The sequence below is a fragment of the Staphylococcus sp. NWU MKU2 genome, from assembly GCF_033283605.1.
Taxonomy (GTDB): domain Bacteria; phylum Bacillota; class Bacilli; order Staphylococcales; family Staphylococcaceae; genus Staphylococcus; species Staphylococcus haemolyticus.
This window is the reverse complement of sequence record NZ_JAVSMH010000004.1, coordinates 116,263-142,402: the sequence shown is the minus strand read 5'-3', so window position 1 is coordinate 142,402 and position 26,140 is coordinate 116,263. Positions and strand designations below refer to the sequence as shown.

The 26,140-nt window shown below is 33.6% G+C and carries 22 protein-coding genes and 1 pseudogene; 9 read left to right on the top strand and 14 right to left on the bottom strand.

The features are described 5' to 3' along the window. Positions 1 to 4 precede the first annotated feature (4 nt). Together SBL15_RS08145 and SBL15_RS08140 are read right to left on the bottom strand one after the other, a co-directional pair. On the bottom strand, positions 5 to 643 hold the full coding sequence (locus SBL15_RS08145; protein WP_107611920.1) for a bifunctional 2-keto-4-hydroxyglutarate aldolase/2-keto-3-deoxy-6-phosphogluconate aldolase: 639 nt from the start codon (positions 641 to 643) through the stop codon (positions 5 to 7). Between the two features lie 397 nt (positions 644 to 1,040). After that, entirely contained in the window at positions 1,041 to 2,258 is a 1,218-nt protein-coding gene (locus SBL15_RS08140; RefSeq protein ID WP_107611921.1) for a helix-turn-helix domain-containing protein, read from the bottom strand. Positions 2,259 to 2,304: 46 nt separating this feature from the next. Here SBL15_RS08140 and SBL15_RS08135 point away from each other — a divergent pair, with 46 nt between their 5' ends. Together SBL15_RS08135 and SBL15_RS08130 are read left to right on the top strand one after the other, a co-directional pair. Continuing rightward, positions 2,305 to 3,141, top strand: coding sequence for an HAD family hydrolase (locus SBL15_RS08135; RefSeq protein WP_107611922.1), 837 nt, complete (start codon positions 2,305 to 2,307; stop codon positions 3,139 to 3,141). Positions 3,142 to 3,159: 18 nt separating this feature from the next. Next, positions 3,160 to 4,884, top strand: a complete 1,725-nt coding sequence (locus tag SBL15_RS08130) for a glycoside hydrolase family 3 protein (protein WP_107611923.1) — start codon at positions 3,160 to 3,162, stop codon at positions 4,882 to 4,884. A 490-nt stretch (positions 4,885 to 5,374) separates the two neighbouring features. Here SBL15_RS08130 and SBL15_RS08125 read toward each other — a convergent pair whose 3' ends face one another. From SBL15_RS08125 to lepB, 4 genes are all read right to left on the bottom strand, one after another. Next, positions 5,375 to 5,917, bottom strand: a complete 543-nt coding sequence (locus SBL15_RS08125; RefSeq protein ID WP_107609725.1) for a GNAT family N-acetyltransferase — start codon at positions 5,915 to 5,917, stop codon at positions 5,375 to 5,377. Positions 5,918 to 6,061: 144 nt separating this feature from the next. Next, complete coding sequence (locus SBL15_RS08120) at positions 6,062 to 7,468, bottom strand: zinc ribbon domain-containing protein (RefSeq protein WP_107611925.1); 1,407 nt, start codon at positions 7,466 to 7,468, stop codon at positions 6,062 to 6,064. After that, positions 7,468 to 8,541, bottom strand: a complete 1,074-nt coding sequence (locus SBL15_RS08115; protein ID WP_317955709.1) for a zinc-ribbon domain-containing protein — start codon at positions 8,539 to 8,541, stop codon at positions 7,468 to 7,470. The genes SBL15_RS08120 and SBL15_RS08115 overlap by 1 nt, the downstream gene beginning before the upstream one ends. Before the next feature lie 238 nt (positions 8,542 to 8,779). Further along, positions 8,780 to 9,352, bottom strand: a complete 573-nt coding sequence (lepB, locus tag SBL15_RS08110) for a signal peptidase I (RefSeq protein ID WP_053018869.1) — start codon at positions 9,350 to 9,352, stop codon at positions 8,780 to 8,782. Between the two features lie 352 nt (positions 9,353 to 9,704). On the opposite strand from lepB, the gene SBL15_RS08105 reads away from it, so the two are divergent. The 5 genes from SBL15_RS08105 to SBL15_RS08085 all read left to right on the top strand — a co-directional run bounded on the left by SBL15_RS08105 (position 9,705) and on the right by SBL15_RS08085 (position 17,156). Then, a complete protein-coding gene (locus tag SBL15_RS08105) occupies positions 9,705 to 10,112 on the top strand; it encodes a YxeA family protein (RefSeq protein WP_107611927.1) in 408 nt (135 codons plus the stop codon). A 23-nt stretch (positions 10,113 to 10,135) separates the two neighbouring features. Next, positions 10,136 to 10,894 (top strand): ABC transporter ATP-binding protein, encoded by a 759-nt coding sequence (locus tag SBL15_RS08100; RefSeq protein WP_053016909.1) that lies wholly within the window; start codon positions 10,136 to 10,138, stop codon positions 10,892 to 10,894. Further along, complete coding sequence (locus tag SBL15_RS08095; protein ID WP_107611928.1) at positions 10,884 to 12,767, top strand: FtsX-like permease family protein; 1,884 nt, start codon at positions 10,884 to 10,886, stop codon at positions 12,765 to 12,767. Before SBL15_RS08100 ends, SBL15_RS08095 begins: the two co-directional genes overlap by 11 nt. Positions 12,768 to 12,794: 27 nt before the next feature. Beyond that, a complete protein-coding gene (locus SBL15_RS08090; protein ID WP_053041810.1) occupies positions 12,795 to 12,989 on the top strand; it encodes a VraH family peptide resistance protein in 195 nt (64 codons plus the stop codon). 513 nt (positions 12,990 to 13,502) lie between these two features. Beyond that, on the top strand, positions 13,503 to 17,156 hold the full coding sequence (locus SBL15_RS08085; RefSeq protein ID WP_317955707.1) for a Spy0128 family protein: 3,654 nt from the start codon (positions 13,503 to 13,505) through the stop codon (positions 17,154 to 17,156). Positions 17,157 to 17,213: 57 nt separating this feature from the next. Here the strand turns inward: SBL15_RS08085 and SBL15_RS08080 are convergent, their stop codons facing one another. From SBL15_RS08080 to SBL15_RS08065, 4 genes are all read right to left on the bottom strand, one after another. Continuing rightward, positions 17,214 to 17,786, bottom strand: coding sequence for a helix-turn-helix domain-containing protein (locus SBL15_RS08080; protein WP_107611930.1), 573 nt, complete (start codon positions 17,784 to 17,786; stop codon positions 17,214 to 17,216). 257 nt (positions 17,787 to 18,043) lie between these two features. Continuing rightward, the gene (locus tag SBL15_RS08075; RefSeq protein ID WP_107611931.1) at positions 18,044 to 18,583 is read right to left on the bottom strand and encodes a TetR/AcrR family transcriptional regulator; all 540 of its coding nucleotides are present in this window, start codon (positions 18,581 to 18,583) and stop codon (positions 18,044 to 18,046) included. Then, a complete protein-coding gene (locus SBL15_RS08070) occupies positions 18,546 to 18,944 on the bottom strand; it encodes a DUF3147 family protein (RefSeq protein WP_053016914.1) in 399 nt (132 codons plus the stop codon). The genes SBL15_RS08075 and SBL15_RS08070 overlap by 38 nt, the downstream gene beginning before the upstream one ends. Positions 18,945 to 18,962: 18 nt before the next feature. Beyond that, positions 18,963 to 19,325 (bottom strand): DUF3147 family protein, encoded by a 363-nt coding sequence (locus tag SBL15_RS08065; RefSeq protein ID WP_016930935.1) that lies wholly within the window; start codon positions 19,323 to 19,325, stop codon positions 18,963 to 18,965. 115 nt (positions 19,326 to 19,440) lie between these two features. On the opposite strand from SBL15_RS08065, the pseudogene SBL15_RS08060 reads away from it, so the two are divergent. Next, a pseudogene (locus SBL15_RS08060) lies at positions 19,441 to 19,605 on the top strand (replication initiator protein A); the annotation flags it as partial. A 561-nt stretch (positions 19,606 to 20,166) separates the two neighbouring features. Then, positions 20,167 to 20,613: a helix-turn-helix domain-containing protein gene (locus SBL15_RS08055; RefSeq protein ID WP_107611646.1), complete on the top strand. Its 447-nt coding sequence runs from the start codon at positions 20,167 to 20,169 to the stop codon at positions 20,611 to 20,613. Between the two features lie 394 nt (positions 20,614 to 21,007). Here SBL15_RS08055 and noc read toward each other — a convergent pair whose 3' ends face one another. From noc to mnmE, 4 genes are all read right to left on the bottom strand, one after another. Further along, positions 21,008 to 21,847: a nucleoid occlusion protein gene (gene noc, locus SBL15_RS08050; RefSeq protein ID WP_053041805.1), complete on the bottom strand. Its 840-nt coding sequence runs from the start codon at positions 21,845 to 21,847 to the stop codon at positions 21,008 to 21,010. A 45-nt stretch (positions 21,848 to 21,892) separates the two neighbouring features. Then, on the bottom strand, positions 21,893 to 22,615 hold the full coding sequence (rsmG, locus tag SBL15_RS08045) for a 16S rRNA (guanine(527)-N(7))-methyltransferase RsmG (protein WP_107611647.1): 723 nt from the start codon (positions 22,613 to 22,615) through the stop codon (positions 21,893 to 21,895). After that, a complete protein-coding gene (mnmG, locus tag SBL15_RS08040; RefSeq protein ID WP_011276914.1) occupies positions 22,615 to 24,492 on the bottom strand; it encodes a tRNA uridine-5-carboxymethylaminomethyl(34) synthesis enzyme MnmG in 1,878 nt (625 codons plus the stop codon). The genes rsmG and mnmG overlap by 1 nt, the downstream gene beginning before the upstream one ends. A gap of 119 nt (positions 24,493 to 24,611) precedes the next feature. Continuing rightward, a complete protein-coding gene (gene mnmE / locus SBL15_RS08035) occupies positions 24,612 to 25,991 on the bottom strand; it encodes a tRNA uridine-5-carboxymethylaminomethyl(34) synthesis GTPase MnmE (RefSeq protein WP_053016916.1) in 1,380 nt (459 codons plus the stop codon). Positions 25,992 to 26,140 lie beyond the last annotated feature (149 nt).

Here is a 26,140-nt window from a genome sequence, read left to right as displayed (position 1 = left end):
ACAATCACCCGCTTACTATTTCATATTTTCTAACAAATTTTTCTGTATTTTCTTTAATTATTGAGTCATTACCATTTTTTGCATTTTTCATTAATGCACTACCAATTCCTACCGCATAAGCACCTTTGTTATACCAATCTTCTAAATTGTCTAAAGACACGCCACCTGAAGGCATTAATTCTATATGTGGTATTGGTCCATGTACATTTTTAATGAAATTAGCTCCAAGTAAGTCTCCTGGGAATAATTTCACTAAATCAACACCTGCTTCCATAGCCTGTACGATTTCTGTCACCGATCCACAGCCAGGTAAGTAAGGTATCGCATATCGATTGCACATTTTAGCAATTTCGACATCAAGATGAGGACTTACTATATATTCTGCACCATTTAAAATAGCGATTCGTGCTGTTGCACTATCTAAAACCGTACCAGCACCAACGATAATGTGATCATCACTTGTCTCACTTAAATGTCGAATGACTTCTTCTGCTTGAGGTGTTGTAAAGGTAATTTCGATGTTATATATACCGCCTGCTATCATTTGTTGAACTGCAGCGATTGCATCATCTTTGCTTTTACCTCTTACAACTGCTACTAGATAATTTTCATGCAATTGATTTAAGATTTTTATTTTTTTCATTTTGCAAAGCTCCTTATTTCTAATTTCTTTGCCAACCCAACTTCATTATATTTGCAATTGAAAAATCGTCAATTTAGCGGAGGTAGAAATCGCTTTCACACAAAAATAAACCCTTTTTCCCAAACTCTTAAAAAGCTTGATATAAAAGGGTTTAAAGCATATTTTTATTTTATTTATAGACAGTTATTCCAACTGCTTTTTATTAAAATAAGTAGCAAAAAAACGGTGTAAATTTCTAATGTTTTTTATAAATTTTTAATTATTTTAGTAAAATATTGACCTTAAATTTAAAAAAGTAGCAAATTTTCTAAATTTTCTATTACTTGAACTAGTGATTAATTCAAATGAGTGATAATTTTAAATTGCAAGCAAAGTTGGAAATTTTTTATCTATCTCTTTACTTCATGGAACTATATTGTTTTCGATACGCTAATGGCGATAACTGATATTTAGCTTTAAAACATTTAGTAAAGTAACTTTGCTGTTTAAAACCTATGTAATTTGAAATTTCATCAATTTTCATAGGCGTTTGAATTAATAAATCTCGACCTTTTTCAACACGCAAATCCATAATGTATTGTGATATAGATTGTCCAGTTTCTTGATTAAATAATCTAGAAAGATATGATGGCGCCAACCCAACTAATTCAGCCAACTCATTAAGGCAAAGCGGACGATCTAAATTAATTTTAATGTGTTGAATAACCGTATTAATGTTGGAACTATACTTAAGAGATTTAACTTTTAAAGCGGCCTGAGCATAATCATAAATGAGATTTTCCATCACATGATCTAACGCTTCGACAGTATTAGCATCGTCTATTTCTGCAGCGTATTTACCTGAAATATCATTGATTGTTAGCAAATTGACGTTAGCTTTTTCAATCGCTTTACGGCACAAGGTGTTAACTAGAAAGCCTCTGTACTTATGGTTTAACAAGTCGTCAGTAACACGTCTTATACCAGATACTGAAACTTTCATTAATTTAAATATATTAAGTGCTTCATCAGAATTACCATTCTGAATAGCCGTTAGCATACGGTTTTCAATATCGTATCGCTCTTTAATCTTATTAAACGTAAATTCATATTGCGCCTTATCTTTGGCATGTGATTCTGGGTTACGGTGAAAGCTAAAATCAATGTCTTCAACGTTATAATGTATATTTTTATTTTTCAAATACCTAACAGCCAAATGGGTCATGTTCAACGCTTGGCTATACTGACAAACTGGTATTTGCAGAAGATATTGTTTTAGGATGGTAAGTTTAGAATGTTTAATTTGTACTTCTTGAAGCATTTCAAGACATTTATTTTCACTCGGTCTGTGTAGCAAAAACGGACCTAATATAATAACTTGATGCGACTTTCTATACTTAAACATCAAAAAATGCGCATCGAATTGATTCACGTAATGGTAAATCATATTACTTTTCATATTTTCTAAAAGTTTTTGTAATTCAGCTTTATAGCGTTTGCTCTTTGTATTTGTAAAAGGAGATTTCAAGTGATTACTTATGTGCTTAATGTCTTCCAAATCATATCGTTCTAAAGATACCATTAAAAGTTCAAAAGCATGCGTTTGTAAAATACCAAAAACTTCTCGATTTAACATATTAATCACCCTCATTTATGACTATTACAAGAAAGGATTGAAAACATTGAACTACTCACTAGAACATTTTCAACCACAACATAAACACCTTATCTGCGTGGACTCAGATGGCTGTGGCATGGATACGATGACAATTAAACATGAACGCGCATTTGGTCCTGCTTTACTCGATATTTGGAACCTAGACGATATTAGAGAAGACGTATTAAACCGTTGGAATCAATTTAATTTATATGAAATCACGCGAGGCATTAATCGATTTCAAGGTCTTGAAAAAATATTAACCGAATTACATCAACAAAGACGTACAGTTGATGGCTACCATGATATTAAAGAATGGGTAGATACGACTGCAACATTCTCAAATCCGCAACTACAACAAGATATTGAATCAAATCCTGATAAGAAAGGATTACGTCTAGCGTTAGACTGGTCTAACCGCGTTAACCAACTCATTCAAAGACTACCTAGCGTCGGCCCTTTTGAATATGTAGAGGACGCTTTAAGACTTGCCTATAAAAACGCGGATATTGTTATTGTTTCATCTGCGAACCTAGCTGCAGTTGAGACTGAATGGACTGAACACCAACTCACACCATTTATTACGAGCATCTTCGCTCAAGAAGCTGGGACTAAAAAGCATTGCATTAATCAACTCAAAGGGTTATATGATGCTAATCATGTACTCGTTCTCGGCGATGCCAAAGGTGATATGCAAGCTGCACAAGATAATCATGTATTGTTTTATCCAATATTAGCCGGAAACGAAGCGACGTCTTGGCTCGAATTTAAAGACAAATATTTAAATTTGTTCATTAATAATCAGTTTGATAATACTATTCAAGAACATGTAATTCAACAATTTTATAATAATTTTGACTAGAAAAGGAGCACGATAATCATGAAATTAGTAGATTTGAAAGCTAAACCTTACTTTTTAAACGACGAACAAATTCAATGGGTTGAAGATACTTTGTCACATTTAACTGATGAAGAAAAAATTGGTCAACTATTCTTTAACTTATTCTCATTAGAAGAAGACGGGGACTTTAATAATGGAGACGATTCAAATAAAGATATTTTAGAAAAATATCATATCGGTGGTGCGCGCTATCAAGGGGGAAACAAACAGCAAGTTCAATCATTATTAAATGACTTACAACAAAACAGTAAAGTGCCATTACTTGTTGCTGCCAACTGTGACTCTGGTGGTAATGGGGCTTGTAAAGATGGTACGTATATCGCTTCTGCAGCACAATGTGAAGCTGCTCAAGATAGCAAAGTCGCTTACAATGCCGGTTACGTATCTGGGCGTGAATCACAAGCACTCGGCGTGAATATTAACTTTGATCCATGCGTTGATATTCTGAAAAACTGGCGTAATACAATCGTTAATACACGTGCATACGGTACCAATGCTGAAACAGTGATTAAATATACAAATGCCTTTATCAATGGCTTTAATGAAACACAGGATATGATTACGTGCATTAAACACTTCCCCGGTGACGGCACTGAAGAACGAGATCAACACCTTGTATTGGGTGTGAATGAAATGACAACAGATGAATGGGATAATAGTTTCCGAAAAGTCTATGAGAATCATATTAATAATGGGGTTGAAATGATTATGTCTGGTCATATTGCACTACCTCATTATTCTAAAAAATTAAATCCAAATTTAGCAGATAAAGATATTTTACCAGCGACGCTATCTAAAGAACTGATTACCGATTTATTAAAAGATGAATTAGCATTTAACGGTTTAGTCGTTACAGATGCAAGTCATATGTTAGGTATGACAGCAGCTATGAAACGTGAAGATTATGTACCTCAAGCGATTGCTGCCGGTTGCGATATGTTCCTATTCTTCAACGACTTAGAAGAAGATTTCCACTTCATGTTAAAAGGCTACCAAGACGGCGTGATCACTGACGACCGTCTAAATGATGCAGTGAGACGTATCTTAGGGTTAAAAGCCAAAATACACTTACCTCAACGCCAATCACAGGGCACACTACAAAGAAATGAAGAAGAACTTAGCGTCATCGGTTGTGATGAACACTTAACTATGCAACAAGAAGCTGCTGATTTAGGTATCACACTTATTAAGAATACATTAGATCAACTACCAATTCGCCCAGAAACACATAAAAACATACGTCTATATATCATTGAAGGAGAGAAAAATGGCATTTATAAATCAGATGATAGTGTCGAAAAGAACTTAGTTTCTATTTTAGAAGAGCGTGGATTTAATGTGACGGTCAATGATGGTTCTACCCGTATTAAAGGTAAGACGTTAGAATACCGTGATAATGTAGATGCCGCACTCGTATTCGCTAATATTGTTGGATACGCCGCTGAAAATAACTATCGAATTCGATGGTCAACAGCAATGAGTAACGAAATCCCATGGTACGTTCATGAAGTACCTACCGTCTTCACATCACTTAATTTCACAACACACTTACATGATGTAACAATGGTAAAAGCATACATTAACGCTTATCATTCAAACAAAACAACATTAGAAACCGTTGTAGATAAAATTATGGGCGAGTCAGAATTTAAAGGTGAGCCAAATGATTTAGTTTGGACAGATAAATGGCAAGCTAAATTATAATCATATAATATTTAAATTAAACAAAAACGAACGCTAAGATACGCTCTTATTCAAAGGTGAGCGTACCTTAGCGTTATTTTCTATGTTCAAGATAATGTATATCAACCAAATATTTTTTATGACTTTATGTCGATAATCATAAAATGATTCTAATTATTATTACTAATATGAAGAGAAATATGTCTACATACACAATGAAAAGTTTCCTCTTATAAATATTTGGAATAATGTTAATTAAAAATCCCATCATGAAAAATAGTGGGACAAGATTTTTCATAATATCCGAGAAAGGAATAATAATGACACTTATAATGCCCAATAAAAGAAATATAGTTGAAGTATAATTAAAAACTATACACCATTTAGGTTCTTCATTCATACTCTTTTTATTCATTCGTCTAAACTCCTTATCAATTTTTGATTAATAGATTGGTTCAAATACAGAATAACCTAAATCCAACATCAAATCGAACTGATAAGTATAAGATGCTTATTTATAATATTCTTCTCTTAATAGACTATACACGTAACTATCCGAGAACGCTCCACGTAGACGTTCACTATCTCTCAACACGCCCTCTTGCGTAAAACCAAGTCGCTCAGGTATGGCCCTGCTTTTCGGATTGCGCGTCGACATTTGAATTTCCACACGATTTACATCAAATTCTTCGTACACATAGCGAATCAACGCCTTTGTGCATGCTGTCATAATCCCTTTTTTCTGAAAATGCTCTGCCAAATAGTAACCGATAGATGTCCGTTTGTTAACAAGATCTAAATAATGCAAGCCGATGACCCCTACAAGTTCCTTGTCATACCATATGCCGCAATGAAAGCCATCACCACGAGTGAACTGTTCTAGTGCCGACTGAATAAACTTCTTACTGTGCGCAACTTCCGTTGTATATTCTACAAACGGCAAGAACTCGCCTAAATAATCCCGATTCGCATCAACTAATTTGAAAAGTTGCTCCGCTTCACGTTCTTCTAATATCTTCAACGTCACATGTTCATTCACTTGATAACCAAACATCATATCTATCGCCTCCAGTTTAAATTTTCAAATTATTCGGTAAATTAAATATATAGTAACATAAATTGATTTAAAACTTTATAAAAAAGGCTGAGCAATTAAATTTAATCGCTAAACCTCATTATCATAATCGCTATTAATTTATTAATAACCTGAACCGACTTCTTCACCATCTTCATCGTATTCAGTTACATAACCATCGTCAGTGTCAACGGTATATGATCCGGCTAAATCTCCGTCTTTGTCAGTAAATGAGAAGCCCCATTTACCATCATCTGTTTTTTCTGGTTCTTTGTATGTGTAAGTATCCGTATCTAACGTATGACCTTCGTATGATTCTACTTTATCAATGACGTTATCACGTGTCACTTCGCCTGAACTTGAATCAGAATCATCGCTATCACTATCAGACTCAGCATCCATTTTGTCATCGATATACTTATCAATCTCATCATCATCAAACGTAACTGTGACATCTGTTACGTCATCATCGTCTTCCCCAGAACTAGTCACATTAACAGAATCTGATTTGAACGTTTTACCTTCATAAGTACCTTGTGCATAAACGGTTACTTCTTCATCAGGGTCATATGGTCCAAATGTTTCAGAAGATGATTCACTTCCGATTTCTTTATCATTCGCGTATATTTTCACATTGTTTAACATATAGCCGCCATCAACGCTAACTGTGAAACGTTTTTGTTTAAATGATTCATAAGCGGTAGCATCATCACTCATGTTAATCATTAACGCACCTTTGAATTTCTTACCATCGATGTCTTTTGTTGCTTTTAAATTGTAATCACCAATTGGGAACGTACCTAACGTTTTTTCATCATCCTCTGTAACCGTTGTCGTACGCTTCTTACCATTGTATTCGTAAGTAATATCTCCACTACTACTTGGATAAATGCTCACTGATTTTTGTGGAACATTGAATGAATAATTATCAAAAAATAGGAATTTCTTGCCATCCTTTGAAATATTTAACACACTATTTTCATTAGTATCTACAGATAAATTATTATAACGATTATCTTTAATTTCTTTCGCGCTTTGTTCTACATTACTACCGACATTATTTGAGTCATCTTCTGTTTTGATGTAGTTTAAATATGCGCGTGCTTCTTGTTTGCTTAATTTTTGGTCATTTTGAGTTGTAACTTCTTTGGCTAATGCCTTTTCGTCATCTTTCTTGATTGCTTGTGCAATATTAGATGCTTGCTTTTCCGGAGAAAATTGATTTTTTAATACTGAAAATGCAACGATCAAAGCAATTAGCAATACAGCTATAACTGCAATAATAATCCAAGTCTTTTTATTATCGCCTTTACGCGGTTGTTGATCATGTCTGTCGGCATAACCGTTTTGATTATGGTTATTATACCCTTGATATTGATGCTGCTCATGCTTATCTTGTCGACTTTGGTTGTGATGATCTTGCTGTGTGTTAGAGTGATTTGTTTTAGATTGTTGAACGGGTTTCCCACAATTTGTACATACCTTCACACCTTCGCGAAGAGGTTGACCGCAATTACTACAATATTTCATTAGTAAATCGAACTCCCATCAAATAGATTATTGAACTCACTGATTAAGTTTCCAAAAATTTGGTTAAATAAAGATTCACCGAAAATAGTCACAAACAAGACGAAGACAATAATGTAAATAATCACACCGTAAAAACTTGAAAAGCGAGTATGATGATTTGCACTATATTTGGCAATCATGTAAACACCTGAAACAACGATTAATAAAATGGATAACATAAATAATGCGCCACCAAAGCTAAAAGAATTAGCGAATATTAAAATAAGTGCAATCAATAGTACTGCGACTGAAACACTATTAATAAGTACAAAATCTGACAGTACTTTTTTAAATGTAATTGGCTGTCTAACTACTAAGCGCGTAATACCATATGTTGCTCCCACTATCACTGCTAGGAATAAAATGACACCTAAAATAACAGAAAAGATAATTTGGCTTTTCGGTGTTTCAAACATTCCAACTGATGAAGGAATTACAATAGCAAGTAACAGTGCTACGACTAATAAACCGACAATGATTAAAGAAAATAACAATTTAAAACTAAATGCTTGTTGGCTTTTTAGTACTTGATCAGGTGAAGCGAAAGCACTTTTAAAGAAACCTTTACTTTCTTCTGTCACTTCTTTTGCATGGTCACTAAATTGGCTTGATTGTTGTGGTTGTTGATGGTTTGAATATGACTGATCGTATTGTTGTTGATTGTGATATGTATGTGATGCATTGTTGTGAGGTTGTTGGTGCTGATTTGATTGAGGTTGATGCATTTGATGTTGTTGTGTCGATGTAGTATGTTCAGGTACATGCTGATGATCTCGCACTTTACCTTCTTCATTAGAATGTTTATCCTGTTTCGATTCGTTTGTTCTTGATAAATGATTACTTTGATTTAATGTCGTTTCGTTACCTTCACCTAATGATTCAGTTGAATCGTGTCGTCTGCCATTAGCTTCAGCATTAGAGATATCTTTTTCAGCAGAATTAATAGTCTGAGACTGTCTATCTATTTTATGGCCACACTCACCACAAAATAAATCGTTAGGTTCGATAGCATTTCCACAATTTGGACATTGCATAGGAATCCCTCCAATTTTATTATTTTTTAAATCTTCAAAAAGTATATCATTTATTTTGTGTTGCTTTCTACATTATTTTAAACTTTTTATCAAAATAATTATATATTTTAAAAAGCATTATTTAGATATGCGTATTTAATATAATAATCTAAATATTGCCTTGGCTAAACTGAAATAAAAAAGCGATGAAGTCTAAGACTCCACCGCCAATAAAATTTTAATTATTTAATCGCTTTTTCTAAAATGTGCCTGGGTTAAAACCAGCTTCCCATTTATTAAATGGCCAATATCTTAAAACAACTTTACCTACAAGTTGATCCTTATCTACTAAACCAACTTCAGCAAAACGGCTATCTACACTATTTTGTCTGTTGTCACCTAAAACTAAATACTTATCTTTAGGAATTTTATTTTTACCATTTGCGCCATTAAATTGACTAGTTTTTAATGTACCTGTTAAATACTTACCTTGTTTATGCTTCTTATTATAATCTAAATAAGGCTCTGATACCTTTTTATCATTAACATATAATTGATCACCTTTATACTCAACTTTATCACCTGGCGTACCAATCACACGCTTAATAAAATCACGTTGTGCATCTTCATGGAAGACAACGACATCACCATTATCAATGTGGTTCAATGTTTTCGAAATCTTACTAACTATCACTTTATTTCTATCTTGGAAAGTTGGATACATCGAAGAACCTGATACTGTGTATGATGTTCCAATAAACTTTAATACAATACCTACAATTAAGAGTGCGCCACCAATGGCTACAATCCATTCAATTATCTCTTTTTTCAATTAAACCCCGCCTATCATCTTTTATAAACACAACTTACTTTATCACAAATATATTGCAAAGTCGTTTCACTCATCTTTAAAAACCGTAACGCTAGTCAATTTACTTCGTTTTGAAAATTAAGCTCATCAAGAAAATCATCCTCAATGTGCTTATTGATAGCTTCATCGTAACAAACCTCTCACAAGATTACTATTCAAGTTATCACATTTAAGAATGCCTTCTTACTTACATTTTCAAAAAATAACCCAATCTTTCATATTCGTAAGAAATGACATCGACTTTGTAAGGTTAGATAAAGGCAGTAGCGACGCAACCCTTCTACAATTATAAGTGTAATAGAAACAAGGAGTGATGATATTGAAAACCTTAAGAAATATATTCATTGCAATTGCTGTCATTGCAATTATCGTTATCGGAGGATTGTTTGGATTAAATGCTTATTCCAATCAACACCCTAACAATCATTCAATCAATGACTGGAACAAACTCAATCCTTTAGCCCCAACATATGAATATTACGTTAAGACTCAGAAACCATCTAAAGTGGAAGTCGTTGATAAAGAAAAAGACTTCTATATCTATCATTACAATCAAACTGGTTACACGAAAGATGGTAAATCTAAAAAAATTGAATACACAGCATCAAAAAAATTAAAACAAAATCATTACTTAATTGTACGCGAAAAATCTCACACAATTCTGTCATACGAAGAAGTTAAAAAATCAGAAATTCCAACTAAAGCAAAAGAAAAATTATAAATCAAACAAGGAGTGCGATCGACATGCCAATTTTAAACGTCAATCATTTATCAAAAGTATATGGAAATAAGCAAAAGTATAAAGCCCTAAACGACATCAACTTTTCAGTGGATAAAGGAGAATTCGTCGCTATTATGGGACCTTCAGGTTCAGGTAAGACTACCCTCCTCAATGTCATTAGTTCCATCGATAGTATTTCTGGAGGAACTGTAGAAGTAAGTGGCAATGAAATTAATCAACTCAAAGATAAGCAGTTAGCACAATTTCGTAAGAAAGAACTTGGATTTATCTTCCAAGATTATAGCGTGTTACCTACCTTAACCGTTAAAGAAAATATTATGTTGCCACTATCCGTTCAAAAAGTAAGTAAAGATGAGATGGAACAAAATTATAAAGAAGTCACTGAAGCACTCGGTATTTATGAGTTAAGCGATAAATATCCAAGCGAAATATCAGGTGGTCAGCAACAACGTACCGCTGCCGCACGTGCTTTCGTTCATAAACCGTCTATTATCTTTGCCGATGAACCGACAGGAGCACTTGATTCGAAAAGTGCGCAAGACTTACTCAACCGTCTAGAAGATATGAACGAGCGATTCAATAGCACGATCATCATGGTAACTCATGACCCATCTGCAGCGAGTTTCGCACAGCGTGTCATTATGTTAAAAGATGGCAATATTCATTCAGAAATCCATCAAGAAGATAAATCTAAACGTGAATTTTATGATGAAATCATTCAATTACAGTCAGCCTTAGGTGGTGTCGCAAATGACGTTTAATCAAATTACACTCAAAAACTTAAAAAGTAATTTTAAAAATTATGCACTGTATCTCTTTTCACTCATTTTTAGTATTATTTTATACTTTAGCTTTGTCACTTTACAGTACACACATAGTATTAATAATGGTGGTTCTCCAAAAGTAATCCAAGAAGGTGCTAAAGTAGGCGCAGTTTTCCTATTTATTACAATTATTATTTTCTTAATGTATGCGAACCAATTATTTATTAAACGTAGAACACGAGAATTTGCGCTATTTCAACTTATCGGACTAACACGACAAAATATTTTAAGAATGCTAGCTATTGAACAGTTCACATTCTTTGTTATTACTGGCATCATAGGTATTTTAATTGGTATTGTAGGCTCTGAAATTCTACTCAATATTTTAGTGAAGATGATGCATTTGAAAGTAGGTGTCTCAATCGGATTTGAATTTCCTGCATTGATACAAACAATTGTGATGCTCGTACTAGCATTTATCTTGATTATGTTCCAAAACTTTCTTTTCCTAAAAAGAAGAACCATTTTGTCAATGATGAAAGATAGTACTAAATCAGAAGCTACTAAAGCTAAAATTACCGTCCCTGAACTTATTGCCGGTATTCTAGGCATTATCATGATCATCTTTGGATATTATATTTCTACTGAGATGTTTGGTAAGTTCGAAGCTTTAACAATGGTCTTAATCACACCTTTCTTAATTCTGTTTCTAACCGTTGTGGGGGCTTATCTATTCTTTAGAAGTTCAGTATCTATCATATTTAAATCACTGAAAAAGTCTAAACATGGACGCATTTCAATTACAGATGTCGTATTTACTTCATCAATTATGCATCGCATGAAGAAAAATGCGATGTCACTAACAATTATTGCTATTATTTCAGCAGTGACAGTAACTATTCTATGTTTTGGTGCAATTAGCAAAGCAAATACAGATTATATGATTCAAGTATCCTCACCTCAAGATGTTAACTTTACTAAAGCGCAATCAGCTCAAAAGTATGAAAAACTATTAAAACAAAATCATATTCAATATGACACGAAAACTTTTGAAGGTAGTAATTCGAAATTATTTAAAAATGATGCCTTAAAAAGTAAAACAAATGAAGGTATGCAAAATACGGGTATCGTTGTTATGCCAGATAAAAATATTAAAGGTAACCATGCTACCATTACTAACCTACAAGGACCGCTTTCTGGCATTGTAAGTGTTCATACGAATGAAGATATGACACTTCAAGGTCAACAAAAAATGACATTAAACGTGAATAAAAAGAATGACAATGAGGTAATTCCGTCGACCGTTTCTATAGGTGGTCCTGTCTTAAAAGTAAGTCCAGATAATTTCAATAAATTGAAAATGAAGGACCAACTAATGCATCATTACGGTTTTAATATCAAAGATCATAAAGACCTCTCTAAAGCGGAAAAACTAGCTCAGAAAGTAAGTGCAAATGTTGAATTAAAAAATGACACGAAGAAAATGCTAGATGAAAGTAACGGTATTCTAATGTTTGTCACATCATTCTTAGGATTAGCGTTTCTCATCGCAGCGGGATGTATTATCTATATTAAACAAATGGATGAAACTGAAGATGAAATTAACAATTATCGCATATTAAGACGTATCGGCTTCACACACACGGATATGACGAAAGGTCTAGCATTAAAGATTCTATTCAACTTCGGTTTACCTTTAATCATCGCATTATTACACGCACTATTTGCTGCAATGGTATTTATGAAACTAATGGGAGAATACTCTCCAACACCGATTATCATTGTGATGATTGTTTATTCACTTGTTTACCTTATCTTTGCAGCAATCTCATTTATCCATGCAAATCGAATTGTAAAACACTCTATTTAATAATTGAAAAGAAAGGACGTTGTTTAAATGAATATTAAAGAATTAATTCGCAAATCTTACGAGGATTTATTAAGTTTGAAAGTCAATTGGTTTAACGGTCTTATGCTAGTACTTATCGTCTTCATCTTAAGTGGCATTGCGACACCCTTTATTGGAGTGCCAGTAGGCTTACTTGGTGGTGGTTATATTCTAAAGCGTTATGAAGAAAAGAATAATAACTAATATTAAAAAACAAAGTGTTTTGAACAAATATATATTAAATGGCTACATTGCAAATAGAATGTAGTTGACTGAGCTGAGAAAGTGCTTTAAATCAAGCGTTTCTCAGCTCTAGTCATATATACGGGGTTCGGGGCCCCAACACAAAGAATTTCACAAAGAAATTCTACAAGCTAAGCAAGTTCGGGGCCCCAACACAAAGAATTTCATAAAGAAATTCTACAAGCTAAGCAAGTTGGGGTAGAGCCTGGGACATAAATAATATGATGAAGCTATTTTGCAAATTCGCAGTAGCTGACTGAACTGAAAATGCGCTTAAATCAAGCTTTTTTCATTTCTAGTCATCCTTGCGGGGGTGGGACGACGAATTTAAAAAGAATTCTGTCCCACTCCCTACCCTTTTTCATTTTATTTTAATAATTATGATTATTATATATTAATATTGTTTTTTATTTTATATATTTTATAATTAAATTGACAGAAATATTTTATTCATCTAAGAAAGGACATCAAGTTATGCAACAAAAAACAAAGTATCGCTTCTCTATTCGAAAGTTTTCAATAGGAACAGGCTCCGTATTATTAGGTGCCTTTTTATTTATTGGCTTTCAAGATGTAGCTCATGCAAGTGAATTACATAATAGTACGTCAACAACGGACACAGCTTCCAATCAACAATCTTTTGAAAAGAAAGTCAATAATTCAACGCATGAAGACGTACAAAATACAGCTTCACCATCTCAATCTATTCCCCTGAAAAATATAGAAAATACAACAAAAACAGAAACGCAACCACAAACAACTAGTAAGACGACTAACTCAGTTAAAGAAAAAGCAAAGGCACAAATCATTGCCGCTTCATCTCAAGTAGAGAAGACAACAACACATACGCGGTCACGTCGTTCTGCAACGTCACCAATTGCTTCAGAAGGCGTTCTAGAGGACACAACGACAACTGCAACACCTAATATGGATGATGCCAATGGCGCATCTGTTAAAAGTAGAGATGTTGTCACTCCACAACCTAAAGATTCAAATACTATCCCAACACCAAACGTCGTATTTGAAAAAAGTCCTGATCCAAATCAATTTACATTTGCGATAACAGATCTTAAAGAATTTAATGCTGCATATCAAACTAAATATTACTATCGTTTATCTAAACCCTACGACGACTCTAATGACGTAACGATTGAGTTAGTTAACGGTGAGACAAATTCTGTAGTGGAAACGAAACAAATCAATTCACCTGGTACTGTATCCATTGGTGAAAATTCTTTAGAAAGAGCAGTAGCTGCTCGCGACCCTCAAAAAGCTAAATATGGACATATTAATTTTACTTTTTTAAATACGTTAGACTCATTCAAAAACACGGTTTCAACAATTAGAGCACGTTTTGAAATAGATGCTAATGGTAGCTTAGAAGATAAACGAAGTGGTATACAAATTTACGATTTATTTAACCAAGCGAACGAAGGAACAACAATTACTGACCCACAATATTATGTACCGCACATTGTTCCTGAAACGACTTATTATCGTGTTGTTAATAAGAATAACCCTACTTATCAAGCAAATAAAACCGATATAAACGCTCAAACATATCAACCAGATTTCACTGAAAAAGAACTAGCTCACTACACGATTAAAGGATTGGATGGACAAATCTATACCGCTTCAAACTCACGAGAATTTGAAGGTTACAAATTATATCAAAGTGCTGAGCCTAATCATATGACTGGTCCAATGGCTCGTCCATATCAAGTCGGATTAAGATACGTGGATGCTGAAACGAATAATGGTGGTGTCAAACGTATCAAAGAAATTATCGGAGAAGATAATACAACACGTATTGAAATTTGGACATTATCAGCGGATCACATGTCTGAATCTGCGAAAAACACAGGCATCGATACAACAAATTATGTCAAAGTGTATGAAGCAACGTTAAGACCTGGTGAAAGAAATAAAAATGATTTAGGTAAACAAATCTATATACCTGGATACGATTTACCATTTCTTATTCAAGCAGCTAGTGCTGGCGAAGGTGCTGTAGGTAATATATTTGCGCCTAATCAATCAATAAACGGTGTACAGGTAGGACGTGGAAGTAACTTCCGTTTACAAAACTTATTAGCTAAAGCGCATCCAATTATTTATTACTACACAGCAATTGACCCTGTTGAAGTCACTTTAAAAGCAAATAAAGTAGTTAAAGGCGAACACACGCTAGCTGAAGGAGAATTCACTTTCAATATCGTAGCAGGACCTAATTCGCCTGCTATTCCAGAGGCTTCACAATCAAAAACGAACGCAGCAGATGGTTCAGTTACATTTGATAAGATTTCATTTACAAAACCAGGCACTTATACCTATACAATTACTGAAAATAAAGCAAATCTCAACCCAAATTTCGATGCTGAACCATTAACGATTACAGCGACTGTTATAGTAACTGAAGAAAATGGCATCTTAAATGCCAATGTAAGTTATGCATATGATTCAGATGATGATAATAATCAGGCATTCACTAACTATTACGTAGCACCGAAGCAATTAGACTTTGATGTTCATTTTACAAAATCTTTAGTTGGTCGTCCGTTGAATAATGAAGAGTTTCAATTCACTATGAAAAATGCTGACGGCGAAGTTATCGCTACTGGTACAAATAATGCGACAGGTCAAATTAATTTCAACTTTATTGAAGGTAAACGTCCAACTTATACAAATGCCGATGCCGGTAAGACCTTCACGTATACTGTTGAAGAAGTTCCTAGTAACTTACCGAATATAAATAGTGATGCTATGAAAGCAATTGTAACTGTGAATATCACTAAAGATTTACATGTACTTACAGCAACATCCATTGCGCCAGCAGATACTGAATTTAACAATACATTTGTTCCGCCAACACCACCAACACCGGTATTCCAACCTGAAAAATTTGATTTATCAGTGGAGAAATATGATATTACAGGAAGCAAATTATTAGATGATGATAGTGAATTATCTAATAAATATGCAGATACTAATGTGAATCCTTACGCGGATCAAACAACTAATAACGAACCAGAAAACATCAATACTAAAACACTTAATCGTGGCGATAAAATTGTGTATCAAGTTTGGTTAGATACAACGCACTTAACATCAGAGAACAAAATTAATAAATTAGGCATTACTGATGACTATGATGAAACAAGCATAGATGTTCAAAGTATTAAGGTATATGACGGTATTACTGGACAAGACGTTACAAACTTATTTGATATTATAGATGAGAATGGTGTCATCACAGCTACATCTAAAGAAAGTCTAGTTAAAGATCATGTGTTAGATAATGCGCAAATTCCATTTGGGCGTTACTACAAATTAGATATTGTCGGGGTCATTAAAGACAGTGCCAAAGCAAACAAGGACATCACTAACGTAGCGAACCAATCTGTTCAGTTCTTTAACCCAGCCAAAGGTGGCAATGAAGTACCACCTCCTAAACCATCAGAAAAACGTGTAAACAAAGTAAAATCAGTACCAGTAAACTTTGAATTCAAAGTGACTAAGAAATTAGAAGGTGGTCAACTTAAAGGTGGAGATTACACATTCATCTTAACGGATTTAAACAATCCTGATCATCCAGTACAATCAGCAACAAATGATGCGAATGGTAAAGTGAATTTCTTACCAATTAAATTCAATAAAGTGGGCACTTACGTTTACCAAATCTCTGAAAAAGTGGGAACAGACACAAATATTGCTTACGATACAATGGTAATTACGGCAACAGTGGTAGTTACTGAAAATCCAGAAACAGGTAATTTACAAGCAACTGTAACTTACAACAGTTCAGGCGGTAAATCCGTTGGAGTAAATGATACTGAGTTTAACAACACTGTTAAACCTCCCGTACCACCAACGCCAAACAAGCCATCACATAATCCGCCTAAAACACCGGGTCAACCTCCAGTTAACCCGCCAGGCAACCCACCTGAAAAACCAGGTGTGCCACCGATACATCATGTGCCACCAACACCTAAACAACCAAATCAACCGAAACACCTACCAAATACTGGTAGCGACGACGCTAATATGAATAAATCATTATTAGCAACAATGTTTGCAGGTTTAGGTAGTGTATTATTAATTGGTAGAAGAAGATTACGTAATAAATAATCACTTATAATTACTAAAGGCCTATGAAGCATTGCGTTTCATAGGCCATTTAACTTGTTATGGTAAAAATTTAAATGATAGATAAATACTCAACCAGCATATGATTACAAATGCCCCTACTACAAAGATAAATGATAAGATACTCGTAATGAAATTGCGTGTTTTAGTAGTCTGAACTTCATTAGGATCTTGACCATTCATAAAAGCTACGATTCGATCGTAATTATCCATGCCGTGTTTATATTTAATTTTATCTATCCTTGTTGAACTATAAAAACCTATAGAAAAAATGACATAGGTAATCGCAACACCCCACCAACTTAAATAAAATAAAAGCGGTCCTATTAAAACACATGCTAATAACATCCAAATTAGCATCATCCACGTCCAAAAATCCATGTCTTTTTTAATTTCTTCATGTTCCATACGTTTCACGTCTCCTTTGACAAGATCATCTAATGAAACATTAAATAATGTACACATCATTAATAAATTATGGATATCTGGATAACTTCTTTCATTCTCCCAATTAGAAATCGTTTGTCTTGAAACGTATAATTTCTCAGCTAGGTACTCTTGGGAATAATTTTCTTTTCCTCTATATTTACGAATTTGTTGACCGATTTCCATCACCCATAACTCCTTAACCATTTAGATTAATCTTGCCTAGATTAGAAGCAAGATAGACATTAATAGTTGTATCTCACTTCAACTCCATAGAAACGTTTCTTCATATAAAAAACTACCAAATTTCTTTGTCATTCGCATCTTTTTCATTGTCAAAGTCCTTTTACATGCTGATTTATCAGTATTTATAAGACTTCCCGACGTCTAAAAAAGGAACTGCGCTATTTATTTAAACGCAGTTCCTTTTGTTAATTAAGATATTATTGATTAAAAGATTTTAAGATAACGTCTAGCATTTTTTCAATATATGCTTCATCAAGTGTTTCCGGTTTAATTAAAATATTGAAATAAATTGGTGAGAAAATCATATCTATAAATAAATCTTGATCCTCTTCTTTTATGTGATGTGCTATGATAGATTTTAATATCTTACGGTTATTTTTAAAATAACCTTGCATAAATAATTCACGAGCGTCGTTTTGTTGATTACTAATCAATATTTCAATAACCGCTCGTCCAAGATTGGTTTTATAAATATCCATTATCTTTACTAAATATTGGTACAATCCTGTGTATAGATCTTTATTTTCATTTTCAAAAATCTGTGTTCTACTCACGAACATATCTACAATAATTGAAGATTTATCTTTCCAACGTCGATATATTGTAGCTTTAGACACACCTGTGTTTTCAGAAATTTGATCGATGGTGATGTCTCTAAAATGTGTCGTAGCCAACATTCGATCTAATTCATTAAAAATTTTATGATTGATTGTCGGATCTTTCGGTCTTCCAGCCATGTTTTCCCCTTCTTAAATGCGAAATAAATTCAACCGCTTCAAAAATAATTACTGCACTTACAAACCATGCAATAAATCCAATAACAATACTAAGTAGCCAATGATTTGTAAAATAAAGCATCGCCCATGTTGCTAATATACTAATAAGTACGCCCGTCATGCCAAACACTGCACCTCTACTTACGTGCTTAGCAATGACATCGCCATGTTGCATTCCTGTTATAAACAATGAAACTAAGAATACTGCAGGTAATGTAGCAAAGACGCCACCGAGCTCTTTCCAAGGTAAAATAACAGAAATAATATAACTAAGTGTAACAGCTAATCCTCCAACCAAGAATTTAATTAATGCTAATTTCATTACAAAAGCCTCCAATGATTAATTCATATGTCTAACAACAAATATACCTAGAGAAATTACAAGCCAACATATTAATGCAAATCCTGTACCTCTTTTATAATCTCTTTTACTAATATAAAGAGACGTTAGAAAGACTGTTATGATGCACGATATAATCCCAATAATTGCACCAGAACTAAGATGAATTGACATTTGAACTAATTGATTGCCACGATGATCTATCGCAAGGGCTATAATTGCTGCTAAGTAGACTGCCGGCATAGTAGCGATAATGCCACCCATTTTACCACCGACCTTCTCAGCCATTATAGATGCAATTGCCACTGCAAGACCTCCAATAACAAAATGAAGAATAGCACTAGAAATGGATATTCCGAACACAATAAACCCTTCTTCTTTAATTATTAAACGATACGTTTCGTTTAATAATATTGTAAATCTATTTATTAGCTATGTAAACAGCACTTTGTAATAAAAATGATTGTCGTATCAAACAAAATATTTATTTGAAGATGCATATTTTAAGAAAATGTCAGCAGAAACCAAAATTATGTATGTATTATTAAAAGATCGTTTTGAATTATCCATCCAAAATGAATGGGTAGATAAAAATAATAATATTTACTTTAAGCATTTGTGCAAATACTTAGGTTATGCAGAATACTATTCGAAGTGATAGAAATTTAGCATAAGCAATTCTCTCATTTTATTTTCAAAGGATATTTCGTATTCCACGACAACAGTATAAGAGAGAACGATGTCATAGATGGCACTTAGCATAGTTAAGCCTCTTCTCTAACCCCTAAAACGTTGATATAGAGACATATATAAGTACAGAAAAGGGTATTGTAATAATACACCGAACGCCATTTTCAACTCCCGTTGTCTTAAAATTTAAATCCTTAGAACCACAAGGAATTGAACAAAAAATAGAATACGGAATGGTTGGAAAAATGAACATTTTTTAAATACTAAATAGAAAAATAGCTAACAATTTTGTTAATCAATTAGAGTTTTTATCATATCTTTGACTAATACCTTTTTAAAGATTGGCATTTGTAAAATCTCATTATTTCCATCTCTTTAAGTTATTTATTTATAAATATATGTAGTAATATCTTTAAATTTACCTAATGCAACTATACGGTTACATAGTGCAACCATGACATTCTTATAATCAACTCTAAAAAGTTTTAAATTTAAAACACAGGAGGATAACTTAATGAAATTTCACGAAAAACTTAAACAGGAAAGAAAAAGGCTTAATTTATCTCAAGAGGATCTAGCAAATAAAATTAATATCAGTAGACAATCTATATCAAAATGGGAGCTTGAAAAAGGTTATCCAAATATCGAAACGCTTATAGAATTAAGTGAAGTATTTGATATTACTGTAGATGAACTTCTAAAAGGAGATGATTTTTTGAAAGATAAAATCGTTGAAGACAGTAAGAAACTAAAACACCCACTACTTTTTAGTATTGGAGAAGTCATAGGATTATTAGGCTTAATTATTTTAATTTTCAATTTTGTACTAAGAGGTATTCGATTAGCTACACATCAAGATATCTTCCCATTTTTACAAAGTAATCTAGTTACAACTATAGCAATCATATTTCTACTAATAAGCTGGCTAACTTATGAAACCTTTGGAAAAAGTTATAAGTAGTTTTTACTTTGTATATGTTGAACTTAGGAAATCTTAACAATACCAAAACTAAACTTATCAAATATTTGGCTTAATAGTTCACGCTATGCTAACATTCGTCTTCAAGTTTGGTTAAGTATTCTTCACAACATCAATAATTTTTCTTAGTATAAATGCGTGTTTCCTCTTATGTTCTAATTTTTTAAAAATTGATAACATAGTTATGTCTAAATGAAAAAAGGGAGGTCGTAGCACCCCCCTTTTTTCAACTATATTTGATAAACACTAATCCCAAATACAAAAAAATAGGGCTAATAGATCACTTCATGAAATTAGCCCTAAAACCTAAAATATTAATTCAATTTATTTCTTTATATTTATTTTTTAAGAAATGATAAGTCATACACTTAGTTACTTATTTTTTATAAATTTTTATTTTAATTTCGTAATAATCATCATGTTCTTTATCACGTTGTTCTACACGTATACCAGTTTGTTCAATAGCTTGAATGCTTTTTCCAACTTCGTCACGTGCTTGTGTTAAATCTTTGGAGAATTGGAAAGATTGCGCTTTTACTTTTTCTGGTCCAATTTTCTGTTTAACACGTGCCTCTGTTTGTTTAACATTTAATTTTTGGCTAATCACTTGTTCAATTAGCTTTTCTTGATCGTCCTCTTTAAGAGATAAGACAGCACGAGCATGACGCTCAGTAATCTTGCCTTCTCTTAAACGACTAATCACTTTAGGTGCTAATTTCAATAGTCGCAATTTATTTGCGATAAAACTTTGACTTTTACCTAAACTTTTAGCTAATTCACTTTGCGTTGTGCCACCAATCTCAAGAAGCTTTTTATAAGCTTCCGCTTCTTCAACAGCAGATAAATTTTCACGTTGAATATTCTCAATTAATGCTACAACTGCTGTTTCTTCATCATTCATATGACGTATAATGACATCTGCTTGAGATTTATGCAGTGACTGTAGTGCTCTGAAACGTCGTTCACCCGCAATAATTTCGTACATATTCTCTTCAATCGGTCTTACAACGATGGGTTGTAATAAACCATGCTCGTCAATAGATTCAGCAAGTTCAGTAATCTTACTTGAGTCAAACACCTGTCTTGGTTGATAACGGTTAGGTACAATACGCTCAATTTGAATGGATTCGACGCTAGAATTGCGATCTTCTTCAATGTATCCAACGATGTCATCTTTATTTTTCAATCCAAATAATTTTGAAAAAGGCTTTTTCATTATCCATTCACTCCTCTTAAAATTAATTTTAACATGTAGGTGCTATTAATTTTCTAGTAAAGGAGATTTATTAGGCGTACCAGGTTTTCTAGGATATTTTTTAGATGTTTGACGACGTTTATCTATAATAATCATTTGTCGTTCACCAGCATCTTCTGGTAAATCAAATGTATAAGAGTCACTAAAGACGCCACCTAATATACTAATCCCAAATTGTGCTTCTTCTAATTCTTCTTCTCCTTTAGAAGACTTCAATGCGATGAACTGGCCACCCTTTTTAACTAAAGGAAGGCACAATTCACTTAACACTGTAAGTCTGGCTACTGCACGTGCTGTAACTACGTCATACGTTTCTCTGTTTACGCCTTTACCAAATGTTTCAGCGCGATCATGTACAAAGCTAACTTGTGTTAAGCCAAGTTCAGCAGCTAGATGATTTAAAAATTGAATACGTTTATTTAAAGAATCTACAATGGTTACTTTCAATTCAGGGTAAACAATCTTCAATGGAATACTTGGGAAACCTGCACCTGCACCAACATCACAGATGGTTAAAGGCTGATTGAAATCATAATAAAAGCTTGGTGTAATTGAATCATAGAAATGTTTCAAATAAACTTCATGTTCATCTGTAATACTTGTGAGATTCATTTTCTCATTCCATTCTACAAGTAAACGATAATATATTTGAAATTGTTCTTTTTGTTTATCTGACAATTCAATTCCATGTTCACTTAATTCTTTAGCTAGCCATTCTACGCCATTCATTAATTTTTCACCCTTTGCAATTTACCTTGCTCTAAATAAACAAGTAAGATTGAGATGTCTGCTGGGTTAACACCAGAGATTCGTGATGCTTGTGCAATATTCAATGGTTTAACTTCAGCTAATTTTTCACGAGCTTCAGTCGCTAAACTATCCACTTTACTATAATCTAAGTCTTCCGGAATTTTTTTCTCTTCCATGCGTTTAACTTTTTCAACTTGTTGCAATGATTTATTGATATAGCCTTCGTATTTCGTTTGAATTTCAACTTGTTCTTCAACCGCTTCAGGTAATTGATGACTTTCTTCTAGAATTTCTAAGATTGTATTGTATGTCATTTCAGGACGTCGTAATAGATCAATTGCTAGAATGCCATCTTTTAGACGTGAACCACCATTTGCCTCAATGACAGATTGTGTGTGTTCATTTGGTTTAATACGAATATCAGTTAAACGTTGGATTTCATCTTGAATTTGTTGACGCTTTTCATTAAAACGCGCGTAACGTTCTTCTGAAATCATACCTAATTCATAACCTACATCTGTCAAACGCAAGTCAGCATTATCATGACGTAGTAATAATCTATATTCTGCACGAGATGTTAATAAGCGGTAAGGTTCATTCGTCCCTTTTGTAACTAAGTCATCAATTAAAACACCGATATATGCATCTGAACGACTTAAGATTTTCTCTCCGGTACCAAGCACTTTACCTGCAGCATTGATTCCAGCCATAATACCTTGACCAGCCGCTTCCTCATATCCTGAAGTACCATTGATTTGTCCAGCCGTATATAAATTTTTAATCATTTTAGTTTCCAATGTTGGCCATAATTGCGTTGGCACAATCGCATCATATTCAATGGCATAACCTGCACGCATCATGTCTGCCTTTTCAAGACCAGGAATCGTTTCTAACATTTGACGTTGTACGTGTTCTGGTAAGCTTGTTGAAAGTCCTTGAACGTAAACTTCATTTGTATTACGACCTTCAGGCTCTAGGAAAAGTTGATGTCTAGGTTTATCATTGAAACGTACAAATTTATCTTCAATTGATGGACAATAACGAGGACCTGTTCCTTTAATCATACCTGAATACATAGCTGATAAATGTAGATTATCATCGATGACTTTATGTGTACGATCATTGGTATATGTTAACCAACAAGGTAATTGGTCTAGGATATATTCTGTAGTTTCAAAACTAAATGCACGACCTACATCATCACCAGGTTGAATTTCCGTCTTAGAATAGTCAATTGTTTTCGCGTTTACACGTGGAGGTGTACCCGTTTTAAAGCGCACAACTTCAAACCCTAATTCTCTTAAATTATCAGCTAGCGTGATAGATGGAAGTTGATGATTTGGACCACTTGAATATTTCATGTTACCTAAGATTATTTCACCACGTAAGAATGTACCTGTCGTAATAACAACCGCTTGAGCACGATATTCAGTACCGATATTTGTGCGGACACCTTTTACTTCATTGTCTTCAATAATTAATTCATCCACCATACCTTGCATGATGTCTAAATTATCTTCATCTTCAATGACACGTTTCATTTCTTGTTGATATAACACTTTGTCTGCTTGAGCACGTAACGCACGTACTGCTGGTCCTTTACCAGTATTTAACATACGCATTTGGATATGTGTTTTATCAATCGCTTTAGCCATTTGTCCACCTAATGCGTCAATTTCTCGAACGACAATACCTTTCGCTGGACCACCTACTGATGGGTTACATGGCATGAATGCAATATTATCTAGATTAATTGTTAGCATTAGTGTTTTTGCGCCACGTCTTGCAGATGCCAAACCTGCTTCAATACCTGCATGTCCAGCACCAATGACGATTACATCATATTCTTGAACCACCTAATTGACCTCCTTTAAATTTCCTTTGTCTTTATTTTTATAAATAAGACTTCCTACCGTCTCAGTTTCTTTAATATTTATCATTTCTTAAACGTTACATAGCTATAAGGTAGAAACTATTATTTTCCTAAGCAGAATTGACTAAATAGTTGATCAATCAATTCATCACTAGCAGATTCACCAATAATTTCACCTAATAATTCCCAAGTACGCGTTAAGTCAATTTGAACCATATCCATAGGAATACCTGATTCAGCTGCATCAATCGCATCTTGAATAGCATTTCTAGCTTGCTTTAATAAAGAGATATGTCTTGAATTAGATACATACGTCATATCTTGGTTTTGAACATCGCCACCAAAGAATAAATCTCGTATTTGTAATTCTAGTTGATCAATACCTTCTTGTTTAAGCATAGATGTTTGGATAAGTGGTGTATCACCAATCATTTCTTTTACTTCATTTATATCTAAGTTTTGTTCTAAATCAGTTTTGTTAACAATTACAATGGCATCTTCATTTTTAATAACTTCATATAATGTACGATCTTCTTGTGTCAATGGCTCATTGTTATTTAATACAAATAAGATTAGATCTGCTTCACTTAAGGCTTTGCGTGAACGTTCGACACCAATTTTTTCAACGATATCTTCAGTGTCACGAATACCTGCAGTATCTACCAATCTTAATGGTACACCTCTAACATTGACGTATTCTTCTAAAACGTCACGAGTTGTACCTGCAACTTCAGTTACGATGGCTTTATTATCTTGAATAAGGTTATTTAACATTGACGATTTCCCTACATTTGGTTTACCAACGATAACGGTTGAAAGACCCTCTCTCATAATTTTACCTTGTGTTCCAGTTTCTAATAATAGATTAATTTCGTTTTTAATCTTTTTAGATTGCTCTAATAGGAACTCAGTTGTAGCATCTTCAACATCGTCGTATTCGGGATAATCAATGTTCACTTCTACTTGCGCGAGAATTTCTAAAATGGATTGACGTTGTCGCTTAATTAAATCACTTAGTCGCCCTTCGATTTGGTTCATGGCAACTTTAGAAGCACGATCTGTTTTAGAACGAATAAAGTCCATAACAGCTTCAGCTTGTGATAAATCGATACGCCCGTTCAAGAATGCACGCTTTGTATATTCGCCTGGCTCTGCCATTCTTGCACCATGCGTCATTGTAAGTTCTAATATTCGATTAATTGTTAAAATACCACCGTGACAATTAATTTCAATAATGTCCTCGCGTGTAAATGTTCTTGGTGCTCTTAGTACAGATATCATAACTTCTTCAACAACTTCATTTGTTTCAGGATCTACGATATGACCATAATTAATCGTATGTGAATCTACGTCTTCTAACTTTTTCTTTCCTTTATATAGCTTATCTCCAATTTCAACGGCTTGTGGTCCAGATAAACGGACAATACCGATTGCTCCTTCACCCATAGGTGTTGAAATACTTGTTATCGTATCAAAATCCATGATTATCCTCGCCTCCTTATTCAAGTAAAATTTCATTATAACATTGTAATTTGCTTCTATAAAAATTGCTAATAAGTTGATTTTTCGCTCATAAGGTAAGACTTCGGTTTGTCTAACCTCAGACTAACGGGCGTCTAAAACTCCCCTAC